The organism is Geomonas agri (assembly GCF_020179605.1).
GTDB classification, from domain to species: domain Bacteria; phylum Desulfobacterota; class Desulfuromonadia; order Geobacterales; family Geobacteraceae; genus Geomonas; species Geomonas agri.
Genome location: NZ_JAINZO010000001.1, coordinates 1,482,490 through 1,501,253 on the forward strand (window position 1 = coordinate 1,482,490; position 18,764 = coordinate 1,501,253).

The window sequence follows — 18,764 nt, forward strand, 5'->3', positions numbered from 1 at the left end:
TGATAAACATACCACACTGTCGGTTAAAACTGAATCAGCCACCGGGGAAAACTCCCGAGCGGCTGATAGAACTAGTCGATGCCGATTGAATTCGAAACCAGCACCAATCAGCCGGGCACATCTATGAGGCATGGGTAGTACGAAACAATGAAGTAGCACGTTACGCAAACCAGAGGGTGCCATACTCACCCCGTCGGGACTTGCGCTGCCTGCGATTAATCCCATTGCTGTTATCAGCGCAAGCAAGCACCTGTGCGCCGAATGCACGCCAGGGGAGCAAGATATACTTAGTACGATACATAGTCAACAGCAAGTTATGGAGCAATCCCCTCAAACATCACAAGGCGTCAGCAACAGGAAAGACAATAGGACATTGTGATAGTGCCAGCCTTACAAAGAAAGAACCAGTGGTGAACAAGAATGAATGTGCGGTAGGGTTACGAAGATGAGAAGGATGCAGAGTGAAGATTGTCACTGACTGCCAACACCGCGCAGGAGGTTGCTGAGGGTTCCGTCGTTCTTCATGGACTTCAAAGCACTATCCAGCTTTCGGACAGCTCCCATCCTGTCCTTGTGCAACAGAATATGCATAGAATACGTTCCCAGAGGGGGGCTGTGGACGTGCAGTTGGTGTGCAGGATCATACCTTTTAAGTGCAGGCATCAGCAGAAAATCGGTGCCGACGCCGAAATCGGCCCGATCCCGCAAGAGCATTTCTATGATCACAGGTTCACTGCCGGAGACCTCGGTATAGCTTCCCTTTCGGGATTTCCCGTTGAGCATGGAACTGGTCAAGCGCGACCCCAAGACACCGACAACCCGTTCATCTTTCAAAGAGTCCCAGGTAACCGCCAGGTTACCTTTCGTTTTGCTGATGGCAATGATTTTAAGGGTCAGCAGCGGCTCAGGAACGAGTACCAGATTGGGATACAAGGGCAAGACTTCTTTTGCCCGCCCAAAGTCTCCGTCGGTTATTCCGTCGTTTGCGTACTGTATCGCCCGGGCCTGCGGCAGTTGCACGAACGTAATGCCGATGCCGGATCTCCTGGCAAGCTCAGCGCGGATCTTGGTGAGGACCGTGTACATGCGCGGGTTGGCTGAATCAAGCAACGATTGTGCAACCGACAGACGCAGATCCTGGTCCTGGGAATGGGCTTGGGTCGAATAGAAGAGGAACAGCACAGCGAAAACTAGAGATTTCACAGCCCCTCCATTAGTATGGAGATCATTTTAGTCAAAGTTGAAATAGAGTCAATCCGGAAGCAGGAAGGGAAGGAAGCTGCCAAAAAACAAAACAGCCACCCGGGAGATGTCCCGAGTGGCTGTTTAAAATGGTCGGTGCGACTGGATTCGAACCAGCGACCACTAGACCCCCAGTCTAGTGCGCTACCAGGCTGCGCTACGCACCGATTAAACCTGATAATTACAACTGATCCCTCAAACTGGTCAGTTCCAGCTTCACGTCATGAAGCAGCGCCGCAAGCGTTTCGCCGGAAAGGTCAGATTTTCGGTACTTTTTCTTCCCCTCCAGACGCTGCCTCGCCCCCTCTATGGTGAGCTTTTCAACGTACAGGAGTTCTTTGATCTGTGCGACCAACTCCACATCCTTCCTGGTGTAGAGCCTCTGGCCGCTGCTGCTCTTCTTGGGAGCCAGGGAGGAAAACTCGGTCTCCCAGAAGCGCAAGACCGAGGTGGGAAGTCCCGTCAGGGCGGAAACCTCGCCGATCCTCAGGTAATGCTTGTCCGGGATCCCGGTAATCATCGTTACTGGCTGTTGATCGCGCTCTTGAGAACCTGGCTCGGCTTGAAAGTGAGGATCTTGCGAGCCACGATGGTGATCTCCTCGCCGGTCTGCGGGTTCCTGCCACGACGATCGGACTTCTCTTTCACTACGAAGTTGCCGAACCCGGCAATCTTGATTTTATCGCCGTCTTCAAGAGTGGTTTTAATGAGGTCGAAGACCGTCTCAACGAGTTCGGCGGATTCTTTTTTGGAGAAACCGACCTTCTCATAAATTTTTTCTACGATGTCCGCTTTGGTCATAATCCCCTCAACAGGTGAAGCATTTCAGTGTGTTCTCAACAGCGGCTTAATCTAATACCATAGCGTTTTCGATTTCGCAACCGTTTTTATCTGAACGAAACATTTAATTTTTTCTGCAGCGCATCAATAACCCTCTGGTGCAGACGGGTCACTTCGTCGTCGGTCAGGGTCCTTTCCTTGGAGCCGTAACGGACGCGAATAGCGACACTCTTTTCATGAGACGCGATGTTGCCGCCCATGTAGAGATCGAAGATTTCCACCCCTTCCAGCTCCGGTGCCTTGACGCCATTGACGCAGGAAACCACGTCGGCAACCGGCAGTTCCCGGGGGAGCAGCATGGCGATGTCGCGGAAGGTGGACGGGAAGCGCGAAGGGACCTGGGCGGCACCCTGCTTCTTGCGGCAGGCAAGGAGCGCCTCGAAGTTGAGTTCGAGGTAGTACAGCGGCGTCGCGATGCCGTAGTTCTCCTGCACAGTCGGGTGCAGCTCTCCCAGGGAGCCCAGAACCTTCTTGCCGGAGAGGATGCGGCAGGACTTGCCCGGGTGGTAGTACGGGTCGAGATCCTCGGCGCTGAAGTTGACGCCTCCGACGTTAAGCTCGGCGAGGAGGTTCTCGGCGATCCCCTTCACGTCGAAGAAGTCGATCTCGTCCTTGCCCTGGTTCCACCCTTCCAGGTCACGCCTGCCGGTTAAGAGCGCGGAGATGTAGAGCGGCTCTTGCGGCAGTTCCTCCCCTTCCACGGGGAGGTAGATGCGGCGCATCTCGAAGATGCGCAGGTTGAGCGTGCGGAAGCTCACGTTCTTGACCGCGGTATCCAAAAGGCCAGGGAGCATGGTGGTACGCATTACCGAAAGCTCGTCGGAGATCGGGTTCAGGAGCACCATGCCGTTGCTGCGCAGATCCCCTTCCGGCAACAGGATCTTCTCGCAGGAGGACGGGGCGACGAAGCTATAGTTGATCACCTCGTTCAGGCCATGGGCAACCAGGAGGTCTTTCACCTTAGCGGCAAGACGCTGGGCGTCAGAGGGGAGATCGGAAAAGACCGAGGCCTGCGGCAGGGTGGCCGGGACCTTGTCGAACCCGTTCAGACGCACCACTTCCTCGACCAGGTCGATCTCGCGCTCCAGGTCGACGCGGAACAGCGGCACCTTGACCTGGAATACGCCCGGCTCGGCCTGGGTCACCTCGAACTCGAGGCGGCGGAAGATGTCCTCAACCTCGTCAGCACCAAGAGCGAGGCCGGATACGGCGTTGATGCGGGCCAGGCGCGCCGTGATGACGCGTGGCTCGACCGGCACCGGGTAGACGTCGATGACGCCCTTGGCCACCTTGCCGCCCGAAAGCTCGGCGATCAGCTGTGCGGCGCGATCAAGCGCACGGGTGAGGCCCGCGATGTCGGCGCCGCGCTCGAAGCGGTGCGAGGACTCGGTGTGGATGCCCAAGCGCTTGGAGGTCTTGCGGATGGCAGAGGGGTTGAAGTAGGCGCTCTCCAGGAGCACTTCGGTGGTCCCCTCCCCTATCTCGGAATTGCCGCCCCCCATGATGCCGGCCAGCGCAACAGCTTTTGCGCCGTCGCGGATGGTGAGGTCGGTGGCGGTAAGTTCGCGCTCCTGCCCGTCCAGCGTGCCGAACTTTTCACCCTCACCCGCAGCGGCGACCACGATCTTACCGCCAGCCAGGAGCTTGAAGTCGAAGGCGTGCAGCGGGTGCCCGTACTCAAGGAGCACGTAGTTGGTCACGTCAACGATGTTGTTGATGGAGCGGATGCCGGCGGCCATGAGACGGTTGGCAAGCCAGGCGGGGGAATCTGCCAGGGTGCAGCCGGTGATGTGACGCGCAGTGTAGCGCGGGCAGAGTTCGGGAGCGAGGATCTCGACGCTGGCAATGCCGTCGATAGGGGCGCCGGTCTCGTCGACATCGAGTCCCGGGTAATGCACCTTCTTGCCCAGCTTGGCGGCGACTTCACGGGCGATACCGACCACGCTCAGGCAGTCGGCGCGGTTGGGGGTGAGCCCGATCTCGAAGATGACGTCCTTGGTGCCGAGCGCATCGAAGAGCGGGGTGCCGATCTTGAAATCTTCGGGGAGGATCATGATGCCGGAGGACTCGGTGGAAAGCGCGAGTTCCTTCTCGGAGCAGAGCATGCCGCAGGACTCTTCGCCGCGGATCTTGGAGCGCTTGATCTTGAAGTCGCCGGGAAGGGTCGCACCGATCTGGGCCAGGGCGACCTTGTCGCCTGCCTTGAAGTTCTGCGCGCCGCAGACCACGTCGAGGATCTCCTTGCCGTTATCGACCTTGCACAGGGAGAGCTTGTCGGCGTTGGGGTGCTGGTTCTTCTCCACCACTTGCGCGACCACCACGTCGTCCATGCCGCCGCCCACCTCTTCCATGCGTTCGACCTCGAGGCCGAGCATGGTGAGCAGGTGCGACAGTTCCGCAGCCGGCAGGTCGCAATCGACGAATTCCTTGATCCAGTTATAGGTAACTATCATAGCGATTCCTTAGAATGGAAAATCTAGTAACAGGGATAAAAGGGATGCAGGGGATAACGGCAAAAACTAAATAAGCTTTTCATCCCATTTATCCCTTTTATCCCTGTTCAATGCCTTTTAGAACTGCTTCAGGAACCTGAGGTCGTTCTCGAAGAGCAGCCGCATGTCGGCGATGCCGTACTTAAGCATCGCGATCCTCTCGATCCCCATGCCGAAGGCGAACCCGGTGTACTTTTCCGAGTCGTAGCCGACGTGGCGGTACACCTCGGGGTCGACCATGCCGGAGCCGAGGATCTCGAGCCAGCCGGTCTCCTTGCAGACCCGGCACCCCTTGCCGCGGCAGATGACGCAGGCGATGTCGACCTCGGCGGAAGGCTCGGTGAACGGGAAGAAGGAGGGACGCAGCCTGACGCCGATGTCCTTGCCGAAGAGCTGGCTGATGAACAGGGTCAGGATACCCTTCAGGTCGCCGAAGGTGATCCCCTTGTCGACCATAAGCCCCTCGATCTGGTGGAACATGGGCGAATGGGTGGCGTCGGAGTCGCAGCGGTACACGGTGCCCGGCGCGATGATGCGCACCGGCGGCGGCTGCTTCAGCATGGTACGGATCTGGACCGGGGAGGTATGGGTCCTCAAGAGCACGCTCTCGCCGAAGTAGAAGGTGTCCTGCATGTCGCGCGCGGGGTGATCCTTGGGGAGGTTCAGCGCCTCGAAGTTGTAGAAGTCGAGTTCGACCTCGGGACCTTCGGCAACGGCAAAGCCAAGCGCTGCGAAGATGGAGCAGATCTCCTCGGTCACCAGGGTGATCGGGTGCTTGGACCCCAGGGGACGCTTGCGGCCGGGCAGCGTCACGTCGATCTTCTCGGCGGCAAGCCGCTGCGCCTTGACGGCGGCACGGATCTCGGCGCCGCGCGCGTCCAGGGTCTCCTCGAGTTTCGCTTTGACCGTGTTCACCACCTGGCCCACCAGGGGACGCTCCTCGGGAGTGAGTGCGCCCAGCCCTTTCATGACGCCGGTGATGGCCCCCTTCTTGCCCAGGTACTTGACCCTCAGTTCCTGCAGCCCCTCTTCCGTGGAGGCCTGAGAAAGCTCGGCAAGTGCCTCTTGTAAAAGTGCTTCGAGTTGTTCCTTCATTGCAATCGCCCTATTGCGGATAAAAAAAAGAAATGGGACATCGCTATCCCATTTCTTTTTATGCCCGCGGTATGTATTAAAATTTTGCTTTGGCTGCTGCCGCGATAGCTGCGAAACCTTTGGGATCGGAAACGGCCAGGTCGGCCATCACTTTCCTGTCGATCTCGACATTGGCGAGTTTGAGACCGTGGATCAGCTTGCTGTAGGAAAGGCCGTTGATCCTTGCCGCTGCGTTGATCCTGGTGATCCAGAGAGCCCTGAAGTCCCTCTTTTTCACCCTTCTGTCCCTGAACGCATAGTTCAGTGCGCGATCCACCGCTTCGGTGGCGCTCCTGAACAATTTGCTCCTTGCGCCGCGGTAGCCCTTGGCAAGTTTCAATACCTTGTTTCTTCTCTGTCTCGCTTTAAAACCGCGCTTTACTCTTGGCATACGAACTCCTTCTGGTTTTTAAATTAGCCGGATCCGCAAGGGGAGACGTTTCCTCACGGTTCTCGGACTTCGGTAAACCAGGGACAAAGGGCGACACGCTCCATCCATGGTCATAAGTGTTATTCAAGTCTCCGGTCCTAGTTCCCGGTAACCAGGTTAAGCTAGCCCCTAGTCCCTAGTCCCTGGCCCCAGTTACTTGTAGGGGATGAGGCAGCAGATGTTCTTGTGATCGGAAGCCGCTACGATGCCGCTTTTGCGGAGGTTGCGCTTGGTCTTCCTGGTCTTGGAGGTCAGGATGTGGCTGGTGAAGGCGTGGGCCATCTTGATTTTGCCTGTGCCGGTCTTGCTGAAACGCTTGGCGGCGCCCCTATGGGTCTTCATTTTAGGCATTGTTTTACTACTCCTTTGTTGGTGGTGTTTATTTTTTCACTTTGGGGGCGACGATCATGAACATGCTGCGCCCTTCCATCTTCTGCCGTACCTCTACCAAACCGATGTCGGCCAGTTCGGCGGCAACTTTTTCCAATGCGGCCATGCCGAGTTCCTGGTGCGTGATTTCGCGCCCGCGGAAAACGACGGTTATCTTTGCCTTGTTCCCTTCTTCCAGGAAACGGCGTACGTGCTTCACCTTGAATTCAAGGTCGTGCGTATCGGTCTTGGGACGAAGCTTAACCTCTTTGAGCTCGACCTGTACCTGTTTCTTCTTCGCTTCAGCCTGCTTCTTAGCCTGCTGATATTTGAACTTGCCGTAATCCATGATACGGCAGACAGGGGGAACGGCTGTCGGCGAAACCTCTACCAGATCCAATTGCTGACTCTCAGCCAACGCCAGAGCCTCGCGAAGCGGAAGAATACCAAGCTGCTCACTGTCGGCACCTACTACCCTTACCTCTTTGGCCCTGATGGTCTGATTGATGTTTACTGTAGGTTTAGCTATGACGCCACCTCCTATTTGTAGGTTTTGACTTCGTTTTCTATGAACGCGATGAACTGTTCGGGGGTCATCGCATCGAGATTCTTGCCATCGCGGAAGCGCGGGGCGAGCAGGCCGGCTTCGACCTCCTTGTCACCCACGACCAGCATGTACGGTATCTTCTGCAGCTGCGCTTCGCGGATCTTGAAGCCCAGCTTTTCGTTTCTGAAATCCTTCTGGACCCTGACGCCCGCCGCGCGCAGCTTGTCGAACGCAGCCTGTGCGTAAGGGATCTGGTTGTCGGTAACCGTGAGAACGGTCGCCTGAACCGGTGCCAACCAAGTCGGGAAGTTTCCGGCGAAGTGCTCGATGAGGACACCGATGAAGCGCTCGATGGCGCCCAGGATGACCCTGTGCACCATGACGGGGCGCTTTTTCTCACCGTCCGCGTCCACGTAGGTGAGGTCGAAACGCTCCGGGAGGGTAAAATCGCACTGGATAGTAGCACATTGCCATCTTCTGTCAAGTGCGTCGCGCAGCTTGATGTCGATCTTGGGACCGTAGAAGGCGCCGTCACCCTCGTTGATTTCGTAGGGGCGGCCGGAGTCCTTGAGTGCGTTCAGGAGGGCGCTGGTGGCCATCTCCCACGCCTCGTCGGAACCGATCGACTTCTCGGGACGGGTGGAAAGTTCCATCTCGAACTCGAAGCCGAAGATCCCCATCACCTCGGTGACGAACTGGATGACGCCCTTGATCTCGGCGTCGAGCTGGTCCGGGGTGCACAGGATGTGCGCGTCGTCCTGGGTGAAGCCGCGCACGCGCAGCAGGCCGTGCAGAACCCCTGCCCTCTCGTGGCGGTGTACGGTGCCCAGCTCGAAGTAGCGCAGCGGCAGGTCACGGTAGGAGCGAAGCTGCGAGCGGTAGATCATCATGTGGGCCAGGCAGTTCATCGGCTTGACGCCGTACCCCTGCTCGTCCACGGTGGTGAAGTACATGTTCTCGCGGTAGTTCTCGTAGTGACCGGAACGCTGCCAGAGCTCGGTCTTCAGGATCTGGGGTCCCAGAACGATATCGTAGCCGCGCTTCAAGTGTTCTTTGCGCTCGAAGTCCTCGAGGATGGTGCGCAGCATGGCCCCTTTCGGATGCCAGATCACCAGGCCCGCGCCGACCTCGTCGTTGAAGGAGAAGAGATCGAGCTCCTTGCCCAGCTTCCTGTGGTCGCGCTTCTTGGCTTCTTCGATGCGCTCCAGATAGGCGTCCAGCTCTTTCTTGTCGGCGAAAGCGGTGCCGTAGACGCGCTGCAGCATGGCGCGCTTCTCGTCACCGCGCCAGTAGGCGCCGGCGATGGAGGTAAGCTTGAACGCCTTGCAGAAGGAGGTCTTGGGGAGGTGCGGACCGCGGCAGAGGTCGGCGAAGTCGCCCTGAGTGTACAGGGAGACCTGGTCGGCACCGAGGTCCTCGATCAGCTCGACCTTGTAGTCTTCGCCCATCTTCTTGAACAGCTCGATCGCCTCGGCGCTGGAGAGCTCGGAACGCTCGATCTTGAGATCGGCCTTGGCAAGCTCGCGCATCTTGGCCTCGATCTTCTCGAGGTCCTCCGGGGTGAAAGGATGATCGACGTCGAAATCGTAGTAGAAACCGGTCTCGATGGCGGGGCCGATGGTCACCTTGGCCTGCGGGAATAAAGCCTTCACCGCCTGCGCCATGAGATGCGAGGTCGAGTGCCTGATGATCTCGAGCGCCTCAGGGCTTTTCTCGGTAATGATCTCAACCTTGGCGCCGTCGGCGAGCTTGGCGTTGAGATCGACCAGGTTGCCGTCGATTTTGCCGGCGATGGCAGCCTTGGCGAGACCCGCTCCGATGGAGGCGGCCAGATCGAAGATGGAGGAGCCTGCAGGCAAGGGCCTTTGGGAACCGTCCGGGAGCGTGACCTTAATCTCGTTCATGCAAGACCCCTTTTTGAAAAACTGTTGGCAAAACAGAAAGAGGCATCGAAACTCGATGCCTCCGTCGAACCTCGTACTGAAGGTCTCTTTTGATTGGTAGGCGCGGGCGGTTTCGAACCGCCGACCCCTAGCGTGTCGAGCTAGTGCTCTACCCCTGAGCTACGCGCCTGTTTTTGCTGCTGCTTCGTGGAACTTGGACGTTGTACCAATTCGCCATTTCAAAGTCAAGGCTTTTGTTTCGTGCACATGAATTTTTCTCATTGGAGAATGTCCGGGATGACCTCACTCTTCCCTAAGCATCTGAATTAGCGCCCGAGCCACTTCTGCGGGATCGGCGTCGATACAGCTCCCCTCGTGGGCGCAGGGGGGGATGGTGCCCCACTTGGCGCAGGGGGCACAGGGTAGTGAGGAGGCAAAAGCGCGGTGGCCCTCCCCTTTAGGAGCCCATTTCACGGCATCGCTGGGGCCGAAGAGTGACAAGGTCCGCGTGCCAAGTCCTGCTGCGATATGCAATAGCCCGGAATCGCCGGTAAGAAGGACTTTGGCGGCCGCGATCACCGCGGCTGTCTCGGCAAGGCTCGTGCGACCTGCCAAATTAATGGCACCGGTGGCCCGGGCGATGGCGTCGGCGACGTCATCATCCTCTTTTCCGCCAACGACGACCGTTGCGTGTCCCGCCAACGCAACAGACGCTGCTACCTGGCGAAACCTCACTCCACCCCACTCTTTGCGCTGCACGCTGGCTCCGGGGAAAATGGCGACGAATGGTTGCTCGCCGAGACGGGCCAAAAGGGCCCCGGCGCGCTCCTGTGCTGCGGCAGGGATGTCGAGAAAGGGGACGGCAATCTGACCCGGCGCCGGAATCCCCAGGGGGGCCAGCAGCCGGAAGAAGGAAAAGGCTTCATACTCCCCCAGGTCGTAGGGGACGGCATCTGTGAAGAGCCGCTTGCGCTCGTTGGTAGCAAAGCCGATGGAGCGGCGGCAGCGTATCAGGCGTGAGACCAACGCGGAAAGCCGGTACCACTGTTCGGTGTCGATCACCAGGTCATAGCGGTTCTTAAGGACGGCACGCAGTTCGCCAGGTTCGTCGTAGCAATGGACAGCATGGAGCCCGGGGCTGAATTCGAAGGCGGCGGAATTTCTACGCTCAGCGAGGATGTCGATGCGGTACAAGGGATAAGCGTCCTGGAGAGCACGCAGCATGGGGATGAGCAGGACAGCGTCGCCGATACCGCCGGGACGGATGATAAGGGCCGAACCGGGAGCCACGGCCGTGGCGGGCTTTTTCCGGCGCGGCAGAAGCCGGGCGAGCAGCGGACCGGCAAGTGAGTCTAGACGTTTCAGATGTTTGGCCTGCAAGACAAGGCCCCCCTGGAAAGTATTTCCGGCGGCACACGCTGCCGGCAAGCACATCTATTATCAGAAAGTGAGGGGTGTTTGCAATGGTGGGTGAAGCCCCCCCTCCCAACCTCCCCCCTCCGGGGGGAGGAGTTAATGGGCGGAGTTAGGACGGAGAAGAGGACAAGTTTAAGAGAGATGACCGGCGCGACGTCCCCTCCCCCGGAGGGGGAGGGACAGGGAGGGGGAAGACTACCGGCCGGGAAGATCCAGCTCCTTCATCTTCCTATAGAGCGTATTGCGCGCAATGCCGAGGGCCTTGGCGGCTTCGGTGATGTTGCCGTCGTACTGGGCCAGCGCCTCCTTGATGGTCTCGGCCTCAGAGTCCTTCAGGGCATGTAGCGGCGGCACGATCTTCTTCTTGCGCATCACCGCAAGCAGGTTGGACTGAGCCTGGCGCAGAGAGGCCAGCATTCCGGTCAACTCGTCCGCACCCAGACGGTCCAGGCTGTCACAGCTTCTGCACTGCTCGAGGAGGTCGGTCCCGGTCGGGGACGACTGGGGCTCGGCAAAACGCTGCGCCGGCTGGGCGGACGAACGAACCGTAGCGGAGGGTCCCGCCAGGAAGGTCCCCCCCAGGTGCTCGGGAAGGATGGTGTCGCCGTTACAGATAACCACCGCGCGCCGCATTACGTTAGCGAGCTCGCGGATGTTGCCCGGCCATGAGTACCCCTGCAACAGGCGCACGGTGGCGGGTGACAGCCTGAGTTCACGGTTCAACTGCTGCACGAAGTGCTCGGCCAGAAGCGGGATGTCCTCGTGACGTTCGGCAAGGGACGGTATCTCCAGGCGCACCACATTGAGGCGGTAAAAGAGATCCTCGCGGAAGGTCTTCTCCTTGATGGCCTGCTCCAAGTCGACGTTGGTGGCGGCTATCACCCTCACGTCGGTCTTGATGGGGCGTTCCCCCCCTACCCTCATGAACTCTCCGGTCTCCAGTACCCGCAACAGCTTCACCTGGATCTGCGGGGTGGCGTCGCCAATCTCGTCCAGAAGCAGAGTACCGTTATTGGCCAACTCGAAGATGCCGCGCCTGGTCTGGTTGGCACCGGTGAAGGCGCCCTTCTCGTGACCAAAGAGCTCGCTCTCCAACAGGTTCTCGGGAAGTGCGCCGCAGTTGACCGGGATGAAGGGTTGTCCTGCCCGCGCGGAGGCGGCATGAATGAAACGCGCCAGCACTTCCTTGCCGGTGCCGGTCTTCCCCTGGATCAAGACGGAGATATCCTTGCCGGCCACCTTGTAGGCCAGCGACACCATGCGCTTCATGGGCGGAGATACCCCGACGCGGAAGCCTACCCCCTGGGCGACCTCGGCCCACTCGTCGGCTGCGGCGAGACCCCGGCCGAGCACGGCGCCCGCCCCGGCGGCCCGCTCGATCATCGCTTCGATCTGGTCGATGTCGTCGAAGGGTTTTTCGAGGTACTCGTAGGCGCCCAGTTGCATGGCGGTGACCGCGGTCTTGACCGTCGAGTAGCCGGTCATGATGATCACTTCGCAGGAAGGCTGCCTGGCCTTGATGATCTCAAGGAGCGTGATGCCGTCCGTGTCCGGAAGCTTCAGGTCGACCAGGGCGACACTGAAATGCTCCGCCTCCAGCGCCGCCAGGGCCTCGGGCTCGTTGGCCGCGGTGACCACCTGGTACCCTTTGCGCGTCAGAAGGCGCCGAAAAAAGGTGCATACGTCCCGTTCGTCGTCAATTATCAGGATTTGCATTTGAGATTCTGTCACGGCCTGCTCCCAACTAATTATCGTTACTTTCATCTACCGGCAGTACGAGACTGAAACGACTCCCCTGCCCCAAGGTGCTCTCCACCTCGATGTCACCGTGGTGCGATTCGGCGATGCCCAGGCTGACCGAGAGACCGAGTCCGGTCCCCTTGCTTGCTTCCTTGCTGGTGTAAAACGGGGTAAAGATCTTGGAGACGTTCTCGGGCGCGATACCGATGCCGTTGTCGCTGACGCTCAGGATGGCCCAGCGCCGCGTGCCATCCACCCGCAGCGACGTTGACACCTCGATCACCTTCTCCTTGCCGTCCACCTCGGTGAGCGCGTCCCGAGCATTGATCAGGAAATTGGTCAGCACCTGCTGGATCTGCGGGCCGTTGGCGTTGATCTTGGGAAGGTCCCGGTCGAAGTGCTCGAAGATCGCTATCTGGCTACGGTTGATCTGGTACTGAATCATGTCGAGAACCCGCTCCGCCTCGGCGTTCAAGTCCACCGGCGAGAATGGGGCCTGGTCCTGGCGCGAGAAGGTGAGCAGGTTCTGGATGATGCGCTTGCAGCGCAGACCGCAGTTGATGATATCGGAGAGGGCCTCGGCGTGTTCGGAATCCTCCTCACCCTGCAGGTCCCGGGCGAGCATCTGCGCCGTACCGATGATGACGGTCATGGGGCTGTTCAGCTCGTGCGCCACGCCGGCAGCCATGACGCCAAGCGCCACCATCTTGGCCGACTGCACCAGCTGCGCCTCCATCTTAAGTTTCTTGGTCACGTCCTTCATGATGATGGTGACCGCGGCGAGCTGCTTTTCCTCGTTGAAGACGGGGTAGTAGGAAAGTTCGAGAAACTCTCCTTCTGGGGTATTCCACTGCTGGAACACCGGCTTGCCGGTCTCCTTGATCTCCTGGATCGGGCAGTTCTGGCAAGGCTCGGTGCCGCCCCTTAGCTTTGCGAAGCACTTGTTGCTGATGGCCTGGTTAAAGGCGTCGCTCATGCCGGGGGGAAGCTGACCGTTGTGCAGCAGCACGTTATAGTCGGTGTCGATCAGGAAGATGGGATCGGTCACGGCCCGGAAGGTAGCTTCCCATTCTTTCTTGGCGCGGGAGACCTGTTTGTACAGCCGGGCGTTTTGCATGCTGATGGCAAGCTGGTCGGCCAGGTGCTGCACGAAGTTCAGTTCGGCACGGGCGTAGGCCGCGTCGATGGTGCTCCCCAGGAGCAGCAGGCCGGTCACCGAGGAGCGCTCGAACAACGGAGCCGCGGCAAGGGAGCGCAACGGCTCCACGTGTTTTTTGGTGACCTGCGCCAGGCAGAGCGGATCCAGCATCGGGTTGTAGCTGGTGGCCCCCTTGTCCCGGAAAGCGTTCCAGAGGATGGACTGCTTCGGGATGTAGCCGAGGTCCGTGAAGTCGCGCGGGGCGACGGCGATCAGCTTGAGCTTCCCATCCGTCAACTTGGCCAGCGCCAGGAAGTCGCAGGGTAATGCCTCGGGAAGCTTTCGGAAGGCCCTCTCGATAATGTCACCGATGGACATGTCGATGTTGATGTCGCGGGTCAGCTGCTGCAGTATCTCCAGGCGACTGTTTTGTTTCAGCACGTCCTGGTTCCTCTTCTTAAGCTCAACGTAGTAGTTGAGCTTGGAGGAGTCGACGCCGGTCAGCTGTTCGAGGAGTTTGCCCCTGTTTTTCACGGCATTTCCTTTGCGGCCCCAGGCCTACATTGCGTTGCGATAGATCTGTTCGATCTGCTCGCGGGTTGCATAGCGCGGATTGGTGACCAGGCAGGCATCCTTGGTGGCATTCTCGCTCAACAGCGGGATGAACTCCTCCTTGAGTCCGAGTTCCGAAAGCCCCTTGGCGAGCCCGATGTCCTCGATCAGGCGCTGTACCGCCACGATGGAACGCTCGGCGGCAGCGGTAACGTCGAGACCGGTGACATCCTCACCCATGGCAACCGCGATGTCGCGGAAACGCTCGGGGCACGCCTGGAGGTTGAAGCGCATCACGTGCGGCAGGATCGAGGCGTTGGTTTCGCCGTGGTGCTGGTCGAGCAGGCCATCGACCTGGTGGGTCATGGCGTGGGCGGCGCCGAGGATGGCGTTGGAAAAGGCCAAGCCTGCAGTAAGGCTTGCCATGGCCATATTGGTGTTGGCGTCCATATCGCTTCTTTCACTAACGGCCCGTCTTAGGTTCTGCGAGATGAGGGAGATCGCCTTCAGGGCGTGAATATCGGTGAGCGGCGTTGCGGCCAGCGACACGTAGGACTCGATGCCGTGGGTAAGTGCATCGACCCCGGTGGCGGCTGCCAGCTTGGCGTCCTTGGTCTTAAGCAGCTCCGGATCGACTATGGCGATGTCAGGTATGAGGGAGCGCGAGATGATCGACATCTTGAGCTTGCGGTCAGTGTCGACGATGATGGTGAACTGGCTCACCTCGGAACCGGCCCCCGCCGTCGAGGGGACGATGACCATGGGAGGAAGCGGGGTGGAGATTTTGTTGATCCCCTCGTAATCCTTGAGGCGCCCGCCGTTGGAGGCGATGGTGGCGATAGCCTTGGCCACGTCGGTGGGGCTCCCCCCGCCGACCGAGACGATGCCGTCGCAGCCGGAGGCGAGGTACTTGGCCGCCCCTTCGGTGACTTCGCAGTCCTTGGGGTTGGTGGTGAGGCTGGAAAAGATGACCGTGTCGAGCCCTGCAGCACGGAGGTAATCCACCGCGGTATCGACCCACCCCGCCGAAATGACGTCGTTGTCGCTGACCAGGAAGACCTTGGAAACGCCAAGACGGACGACGCTCTCCCCGATCTGGCTCAGGGAGCCACGGCCAAAGATGATTTCGGGTGCTACGAACTTACTGATTTCCATAGTACTGTGACTCCTGAAACTGGTTCTACACCGGTGCTGTTGCGCCGGCTGATACCGTATACACAGGCAAGATCGATACCAAAACCGGCACGAAAGGACCTCCGGGCGGCAAGATTTCTAATGAGGAATACGGGTATCCCGTTGAATACAAAACAATGAGACACTTTTTTACGAGATGCGAAAAAAGACGACTCGATTTGGAACAGTGCGCCGCCCCACCGCGCGAGAATGTCACTATATCTAACAACTGTGCCATTTTGGAACAAGAAAAACGTCTTATTTTGTAACACTACCGGTTTTTAACAGCGGCATCGCATGTGGAACTGGATGACAAAGCTTCGAGAGTAAGGGTGTTTAGGCAGTTTGGCAGGAGCAGAGAGACACTCCACAGCCCGTCAGGGCGGGAGCATTCTATTCAGGTGTAAACAAGGGGGACGGGAGGATCAGTTCTGTTTGTTTTTTATCTTCAGGTGCGGTTTGAACTCCCAGGGGGGCTGAGGGCTGCCTTGGCTCCAGAGGCCGTTGTGTTTGGCGCGTGCCATGCGCTCGATGCCCATGTAGTGCGGATGATCACTTCTGCTGAGCAGCCTGCGGTAGGCCCATGCCCAGCCGTCGTTGAGCATCTCAAGGTTGATGTTGCGACCGTCAAGGTAGACCACGGCAACGGCGACCTGGGTGGGTTCGGTCTTGAATACGAGGGTTTCCCGGATCTCTATGCGCACTACCTGGTGCAGTACCTTCAAGGAGAGAGCCCGGAAGGCATCGTCGGCGTAGGGTTGGCCCGGCCTGTACCAGCCGGTAAACTTGTCGATCTTTGCGGTCTGGGGAGCGGCGATGCCATAGAGCCGGACCGGTATTTCGGTGCCGTAGGAATTGACGGTGATGCGATCGCCTTCGCTGACACCCACCACCAGCCCTTCTATGATATGAGGATCATGATGGGGATCGTTCTGGGCCCAGGCCGGCACTACCAAAAGGAGCAGGCACGACCAGAACACCAATAAACAGCCAGCTTTTTTCAACAACAGCCCCCTTCCCACCATCACCACCGGTTGATTTGCAAATGCGTGCGTCATGTTAACAAAAGAGAGTGGGCAAAGCAATGCTCAATAGCGCGCCTGCTGCGCAGGGAGCGGAGGAAGAAACTTGATCAGCAACTGGTAGGCGAGGATTTCGAGGGAAACAATGCCGACTGCGATCATGACTTCGGCAAAAGAAGGGAAGTAATGCCAGCCGTTGCCCGGATTAAACCCGATCAGATAGACGTTGAAACGGTACAGTCCGCCCCCAACGAGCATAACCACCGCGGCGAGAAACAAACGGCGCGGCGAGTGCCTGGTACCGACCCCGAAAAATGGAATGGCCCCGATCCCCATCAGGAAGCACTCGGCCAGAAAGAAGATGGAGTAGAAGTCGCCATGAAAGACGGCGGGGACCTGGTCGCGGCGCATGACGTCGCCGATGCGGATCACTAGCCAGGCCGTGGTGAGCCAGGGAACGATCCTGCCCACCGCAGCGAGTTGGGCGTTGTAAAAACCGCGCTCAAGGACGAAGGAAGAAAGAACGGAAACGAAGATGACGATGGCGTACCCGAAATAGATGCAGTTGATCAGGAATAGCAGGGGAAGAAAAGGGCTGTGCCAGAGCGGATGCAGTTTCGTGGAGGCGATCAGCATCAGTGACCCGAGCGCGGACTGGTGCATGGTGGGCAGGATGATTCCGGCCACGGCCGAGCAGATCAGGGTGCGGTTGATAATGGTCGCCAGCCTGGCAGATGCGACCGGCCTGCTCCCCTCCCCGTCAGGTTGCCAGGAGAGTAGGCCCTTGCGCAGGAGGGTATTGAACACGATGGTGCGCAGGGACGTGGGTCTGCCGCACCCAATGAACGCGAGCAAGTTAGGGAGATACTCCAGGCACAGCGCGATAAGGTAGCCGAAAAGGCAGAGCATGAGTTCGAAAAAGGCGGACTTGGGCTGCCAACTGGTGGCGGAGATAAGTCCGTGGGCGTTCCAGGGACGGCCGATTTCGACGACGATGGAGGAGGCAGCCAGGAAGGAGCCGAACAAGCTGGTCAGTATGGCGGACTTGACCAAGGTGTGGTAGCGGCCGCGGTTGATTATGTAGCTTAAGAGGGCGACTGTGTATCCGCCGCAGGTGACGCCGGTGCCGATGGCGACGTCGTAGGCGACCCAGATTCCCCAGGGGTAGCCATCGCTGAGATTGGAGACAGCTCCGATCCCCTTGGCAAAGCGGACCACCGTGAAGAAGATGCCGACGAGGGATAGGACAGACAGGACGAAAAAGGATTTCGTTAAGATTTTTCCGTTGCCGCCAGGATGGCGTGTACTGTCACCGATCATCTCTGTCCCTGTCGTCTTACGCTGATGGAGCGTCGCAAGTGTAAGGGGAGGAAGGGGTAACTGTCAACAGTTGCGTATACCGGGAGCACTAGATTCAATCCCGACTCCCCTGCCCTTCATTGAGGTTCTCAAGAAAGCCCAGCAAGAGCTCATTGCTGTTCACGAAGCGCAGCACAGGAACTAAGCAAATCTCCCCTGCCCCCCTTCGCAAAAGGGGGGCAGCGTTCCACCACTCAACCACTCCCCGACATATCTACAGGATGGACAAAAAAAGCCCCGGGGGGAACCCGGGGCGAGGGACAGACTTGAGGTTGTGTGACGGTTACGCTTCTTCGAAGAGTGCTGTGGAGAGGTAGCGCTCGGCGAGGTCCGGAAGGATGACCACGATGGTCTTGCCGGCAAATTCATCGAGGTTGGCAAGGCGCACGGCGGCAGCCACGGCGGCGCCGCTCGAGATTCCAACCAGGAGTCCTTCCTCCTTGGTCAGACGCTTGGCGAATTCGAGCGCCTCGTTGCTGTCGACCTGCTCGACGCGATCGACTAGGGAGAGGTCGAGGGTTTCCGGGATGAAGCCGGCACCGATGCCCTGGATCTTGTGCGGACCGGGCTTGAGCTCCTGTCCGGCCAGTTTCTGGGTAATAACCGGGCTTTCCTTCGGCTCGACAGCGACGGCGATGACCGGTTTGCCCTTGGTGTGCTTGAGATACCTGGCGATGCCGGAAATGGTACCGCCGGTTCCGACGCCCGACACGATGACATCGACGGCGCCGTCGGTATCCGCCCAGATTTCCGGGCCGGTGGTCTTCTCGTGGATAGCCGGGTTGGCCGGGTTCTTAAACTGCTGCGGCAGGAAATAACGTGCGGGATCAGAAGCGGCAATTTCCTCAGCCTTGGCAACAGCGCCTTTCATACCGGCGGAGCCAGGGGTAAGGATCAGGTTGGCGCCCAAAGCGGCCAGTACCCTGCGACGCTCGATGCTCATGGTCTCCGGCATCGTCAGCGTAAGCTTGTAGCCGCGCGCGGCGGCGACGTAGGCGAGAGCGATACCAGTGTTGCCGCTGGTCGGCTCGACGATCTCAACCCCAGGCTTCAACACGCCACGTTCCTCGGCGTCCCAGATCATGTTGGCGCCGATACGGCACTTGACCGAGTAGGCAGGGTTGCGCCCTTCGACCTTGGCAAGGACAGTTGCCTTGGCCCCCTTGGTCACGTGGTTCAGCCGCACCAACGGTGTGTTGCCAATGGATTGGGAGTTATCTTGGTAGATACGGGACATGTTGGTTGTTCTCCTTTCGGGTGGATGACCTTCGTTGGCAACGCCAACTTTAACATCTGCGAAATTCTCGGCAATCTCTCAGGGTTTCGCTAATTTTTATATTTAACCTGCAACATTGTCAACTATTTTATTTTAGTACTTGATCATAGCTATGTGTTTTATCCAAATTCGAGACGCATCACCTCTCGAT

16 protein-coding genes and 2 tRNA genes are annotated in these 18,764 nt (G+C 58.8%); all 18 read right to left on the reverse strand.

The features are described from left to right. Nucleotides 1-471 precede the first annotated feature (471 nt). A complete protein-coding gene (locus K7R21_RS06360) occupies nucleotides 472-1,203 on the reverse strand; it encodes a substrate-binding periplasmic protein (protein WP_224982436.1) in 732 nt (243 codons plus the stop codon). Between the two features lie 129 nt (nucleotides 1,204-1,332). Continuing rightward, a tRNA-Pro gene (locus tag K7R21_RS06365) sits at nucleotides 1,333-1,409 on the reverse strand. A gap of 14 nt (nucleotides 1,410-1,423) precedes the next feature. Further along, a complete protein-coding gene (locus tag K7R21_RS06370; protein ID WP_224982437.1) occupies nucleotides 1,424-1,762 on the reverse strand; it encodes a MerR family transcriptional regulator in 339 nt (112 codons plus the stop codon). 2 nt (nucleotides 1,763-1,764) lie between these two features. Then, on the reverse strand, nucleotides 1,765-2,043 hold the full coding sequence (locus K7R21_RS06375) for an integration host factor subunit alpha (RefSeq protein ID WP_199393570.1): 279 nt from the start codon (nucleotides 2,041-2,043) through the stop codon (nucleotides 1,765-1,767). An 86-nt stretch (nucleotides 2,044-2,129) separates the two neighbouring features. Continuing rightward, the gene (gene pheT, locus K7R21_RS06380) at nucleotides 2,130-4,535 is read right to left on the reverse strand and encodes a phenylalanine--tRNA ligase subunit beta (RefSeq protein WP_224982438.1); all 2,406 of its coding nucleotides are present in this window, start codon (nucleotides 4,533-4,535) and stop codon (nucleotides 2,130-2,132) included. A 117-nt stretch (nucleotides 4,536-4,652) separates the two neighbouring features. Next, complete coding sequence (gene pheS / locus K7R21_RS06385) at nucleotides 4,653-5,669, reverse strand: phenylalanine--tRNA ligase subunit alpha (RefSeq protein ID WP_224982439.1); 1,017 nt, start codon at nucleotides 5,667-5,669, stop codon at nucleotides 4,653-4,655. Nucleotides 5,670-5,745: 76 nt separating this feature from the next. Next, the gene (gene rplT, locus K7R21_RS06390) at nucleotides 5,746-6,099 is read right to left on the reverse strand and encodes a 50S ribosomal protein L20 (RefSeq protein ID WP_015720525.1); all 354 of its coding nucleotides are present in this window, start codon (nucleotides 6,097-6,099) and stop codon (nucleotides 5,746-5,748) included. 192 nt (nucleotides 6,100-6,291) lie between these two features. Beyond that, nucleotides 6,292-6,489 carry a 50S ribosomal protein L35 gene (gene rpmI / locus K7R21_RS06395; RefSeq protein ID WP_129128247.1) on the reverse strand — a complete coding sequence of 66 codons (198 nt, stop codon included), beginning with the start codon at nucleotides 6,487-6,489 and terminating at the stop codon, nucleotides 6,292-6,294. 28 nt (nucleotides 6,490-6,517) lie between these two features. Continuing rightward, nucleotides 6,518-7,036, reverse strand: a complete 519-nt coding sequence (gene infC, locus K7R21_RS06400) for a translation initiation factor IF-3 (RefSeq protein ID WP_224983420.1) — start codon at nucleotides 7,034-7,036, stop codon at nucleotides 6,518-6,520. Nucleotides 7,037-7,047: 11 nt separating this feature from the next. Beyond that, on the reverse strand, nucleotides 7,048-8,958 hold the full coding sequence (gene thrS / locus K7R21_RS06405; RefSeq protein WP_224982440.1) for a threonine--tRNA ligase: 1,911 nt from the start codon (nucleotides 8,956-8,958) through the stop codon (nucleotides 7,048-7,050). A 94-nt stretch (nucleotides 8,959-9,052) separates the two neighbouring features. Then, nucleotides 9,053-9,127: transfer RNA gene (locus K7R21_RS06410), tRNA-Val, on the reverse strand. 113 nt (nucleotides 9,128-9,240) lie between these two features. Then, nucleotides 9,241-10,317 (reverse strand): glycosyltransferase family 9 protein, encoded by a 1,077-nt coding sequence (locus K7R21_RS06415; RefSeq protein ID WP_224982441.1) that lies wholly within the window; start codon nucleotides 10,315-10,317, stop codon nucleotides 9,241-9,243. A gap of 231 nt (nucleotides 10,318-10,548) precedes the next feature. Beyond that, nucleotides 10,549-12,069: a sigma-54-dependent transcriptional regulator gene (locus K7R21_RS06420; protein ID WP_224982442.1), complete on the reverse strand. Its 1,521-nt coding sequence runs from the start codon at nucleotides 12,067-12,069 to the stop codon at nucleotides 10,549-10,551. Between the two features lie 28 nt (nucleotides 12,070-12,097). Further along, nucleotides 12,098-13,765, reverse strand: a complete 1,668-nt coding sequence (locus K7R21_RS06425; protein ID WP_224982443.1) for an ATP-binding protein — start codon at nucleotides 13,763-13,765, stop codon at nucleotides 12,098-12,100. Between the two features lie 24 nt (nucleotides 13,766-13,789). Further along, nucleotides 13,790-14,938: an iron-containing alcohol dehydrogenase gene (locus tag K7R21_RS06430; RefSeq protein WP_224982444.1), complete on the reverse strand. Its 1,149-nt coding sequence runs from the start codon at nucleotides 14,936-14,938 to the stop codon at nucleotides 13,790-13,792. A 443-nt stretch (nucleotides 14,939-15,381) separates the two neighbouring features. Then, nucleotides 15,382-15,960, reverse strand: coding sequence for a thermonuclease family protein (locus K7R21_RS06435; RefSeq protein ID WP_224982445.1), 579 nt, complete (start codon nucleotides 15,958-15,960; stop codon nucleotides 15,382-15,384). Between the two features lie 84 nt (nucleotides 15,961-16,044). Further along, complete coding sequence (gene hybB / locus K7R21_RS06440) at nucleotides 16,045-17,298, reverse strand: Ni/Fe-hydrogenase cytochrome b subunit (protein ID WP_224982446.1); 1,254 nt, start codon at nucleotides 17,296-17,298, stop codon at nucleotides 16,045-16,047. Nucleotides 17,299-17,620: 322 nt separating this feature from the next. Then, complete coding sequence (gene cysK, locus K7R21_RS06445; protein ID WP_224982447.1) at nucleotides 17,621-18,574, reverse strand: cysteine synthase A; 954 nt, start codon at nucleotides 18,572-18,574, stop codon at nucleotides 17,621-17,623. Nucleotides 18,575-18,764 lie beyond the last annotated feature (190 nt).

Coding starts and splice junctions, on each gene's coding strand:
- pheS (WP_224982439.1), bottom strand. CDS start 5,669: ATGAAGGAACAACTCGAAGCACTTTTACAAGAGGCACTTGCCGAGCTT.
- rplT (WP_015720525.1), bottom strand. CDS start 6,099: ATGCCAAGAGTAAAGCGCGGTTTTAAAGCGAGACAGAGAAGAAACAAG.
- hybB (WP_224982446.1), bottom strand. CDS start 17,298: ATGATCGGTGACAGTACACGCCATCCTGGCGGCAACGGAAAAATCTTA.
- K7R21_RS06370 (WP_224982437.1), bottom strand. CDS start 1,762: ATGATTACCGGGATCCCGGACAAGCATTACCTGAGGATCGGCGAGGTT.
- pheT (WP_224982438.1), bottom strand. CDS start 4,535: ATGATAGTTACCTATAACTGGATCAAGGAATTCGTCGATTGCGACCTG.
- thrS (WP_224982440.1), bottom strand. CDS start 8,958: ATGAACGAGATTAAGGTCACGCTCCCGGACGGTTCCCAAAGGCCCTTG.
- K7R21_RS06430 (WP_224982444.1), bottom strand. CDS start 14,938: ATGGAAATCAGTAAGTTCGTAGCACCCGAAATCATCTTTGGCCGTGGC.
- K7R21_RS06375 (WP_199393570.1), bottom strand. CDS start 2,043: ATGACCAAAGCGGACATCGTAGAAAAAATTTATGAGAAGGTCGGTTTC.
- rpmI (WP_129128247.1), bottom strand. CDS start 6,489: ATGCCTAAAATGAAGACCCATAGGGGCGCCGCCAAGCGTTTCAGCAAG.
- K7R21_RS06420 (WP_224982442.1), bottom strand. CDS start 12,069: ATGCAAATCCTGATAATTGACGACGAACGGGACGTATGCACCTTTTTT.
- cysK (WP_224982447.1), bottom strand. CDS start 18,574: ATGTCCCGTATCTACCAAGATAACTCCCAATCCATTGGCAACACACCG.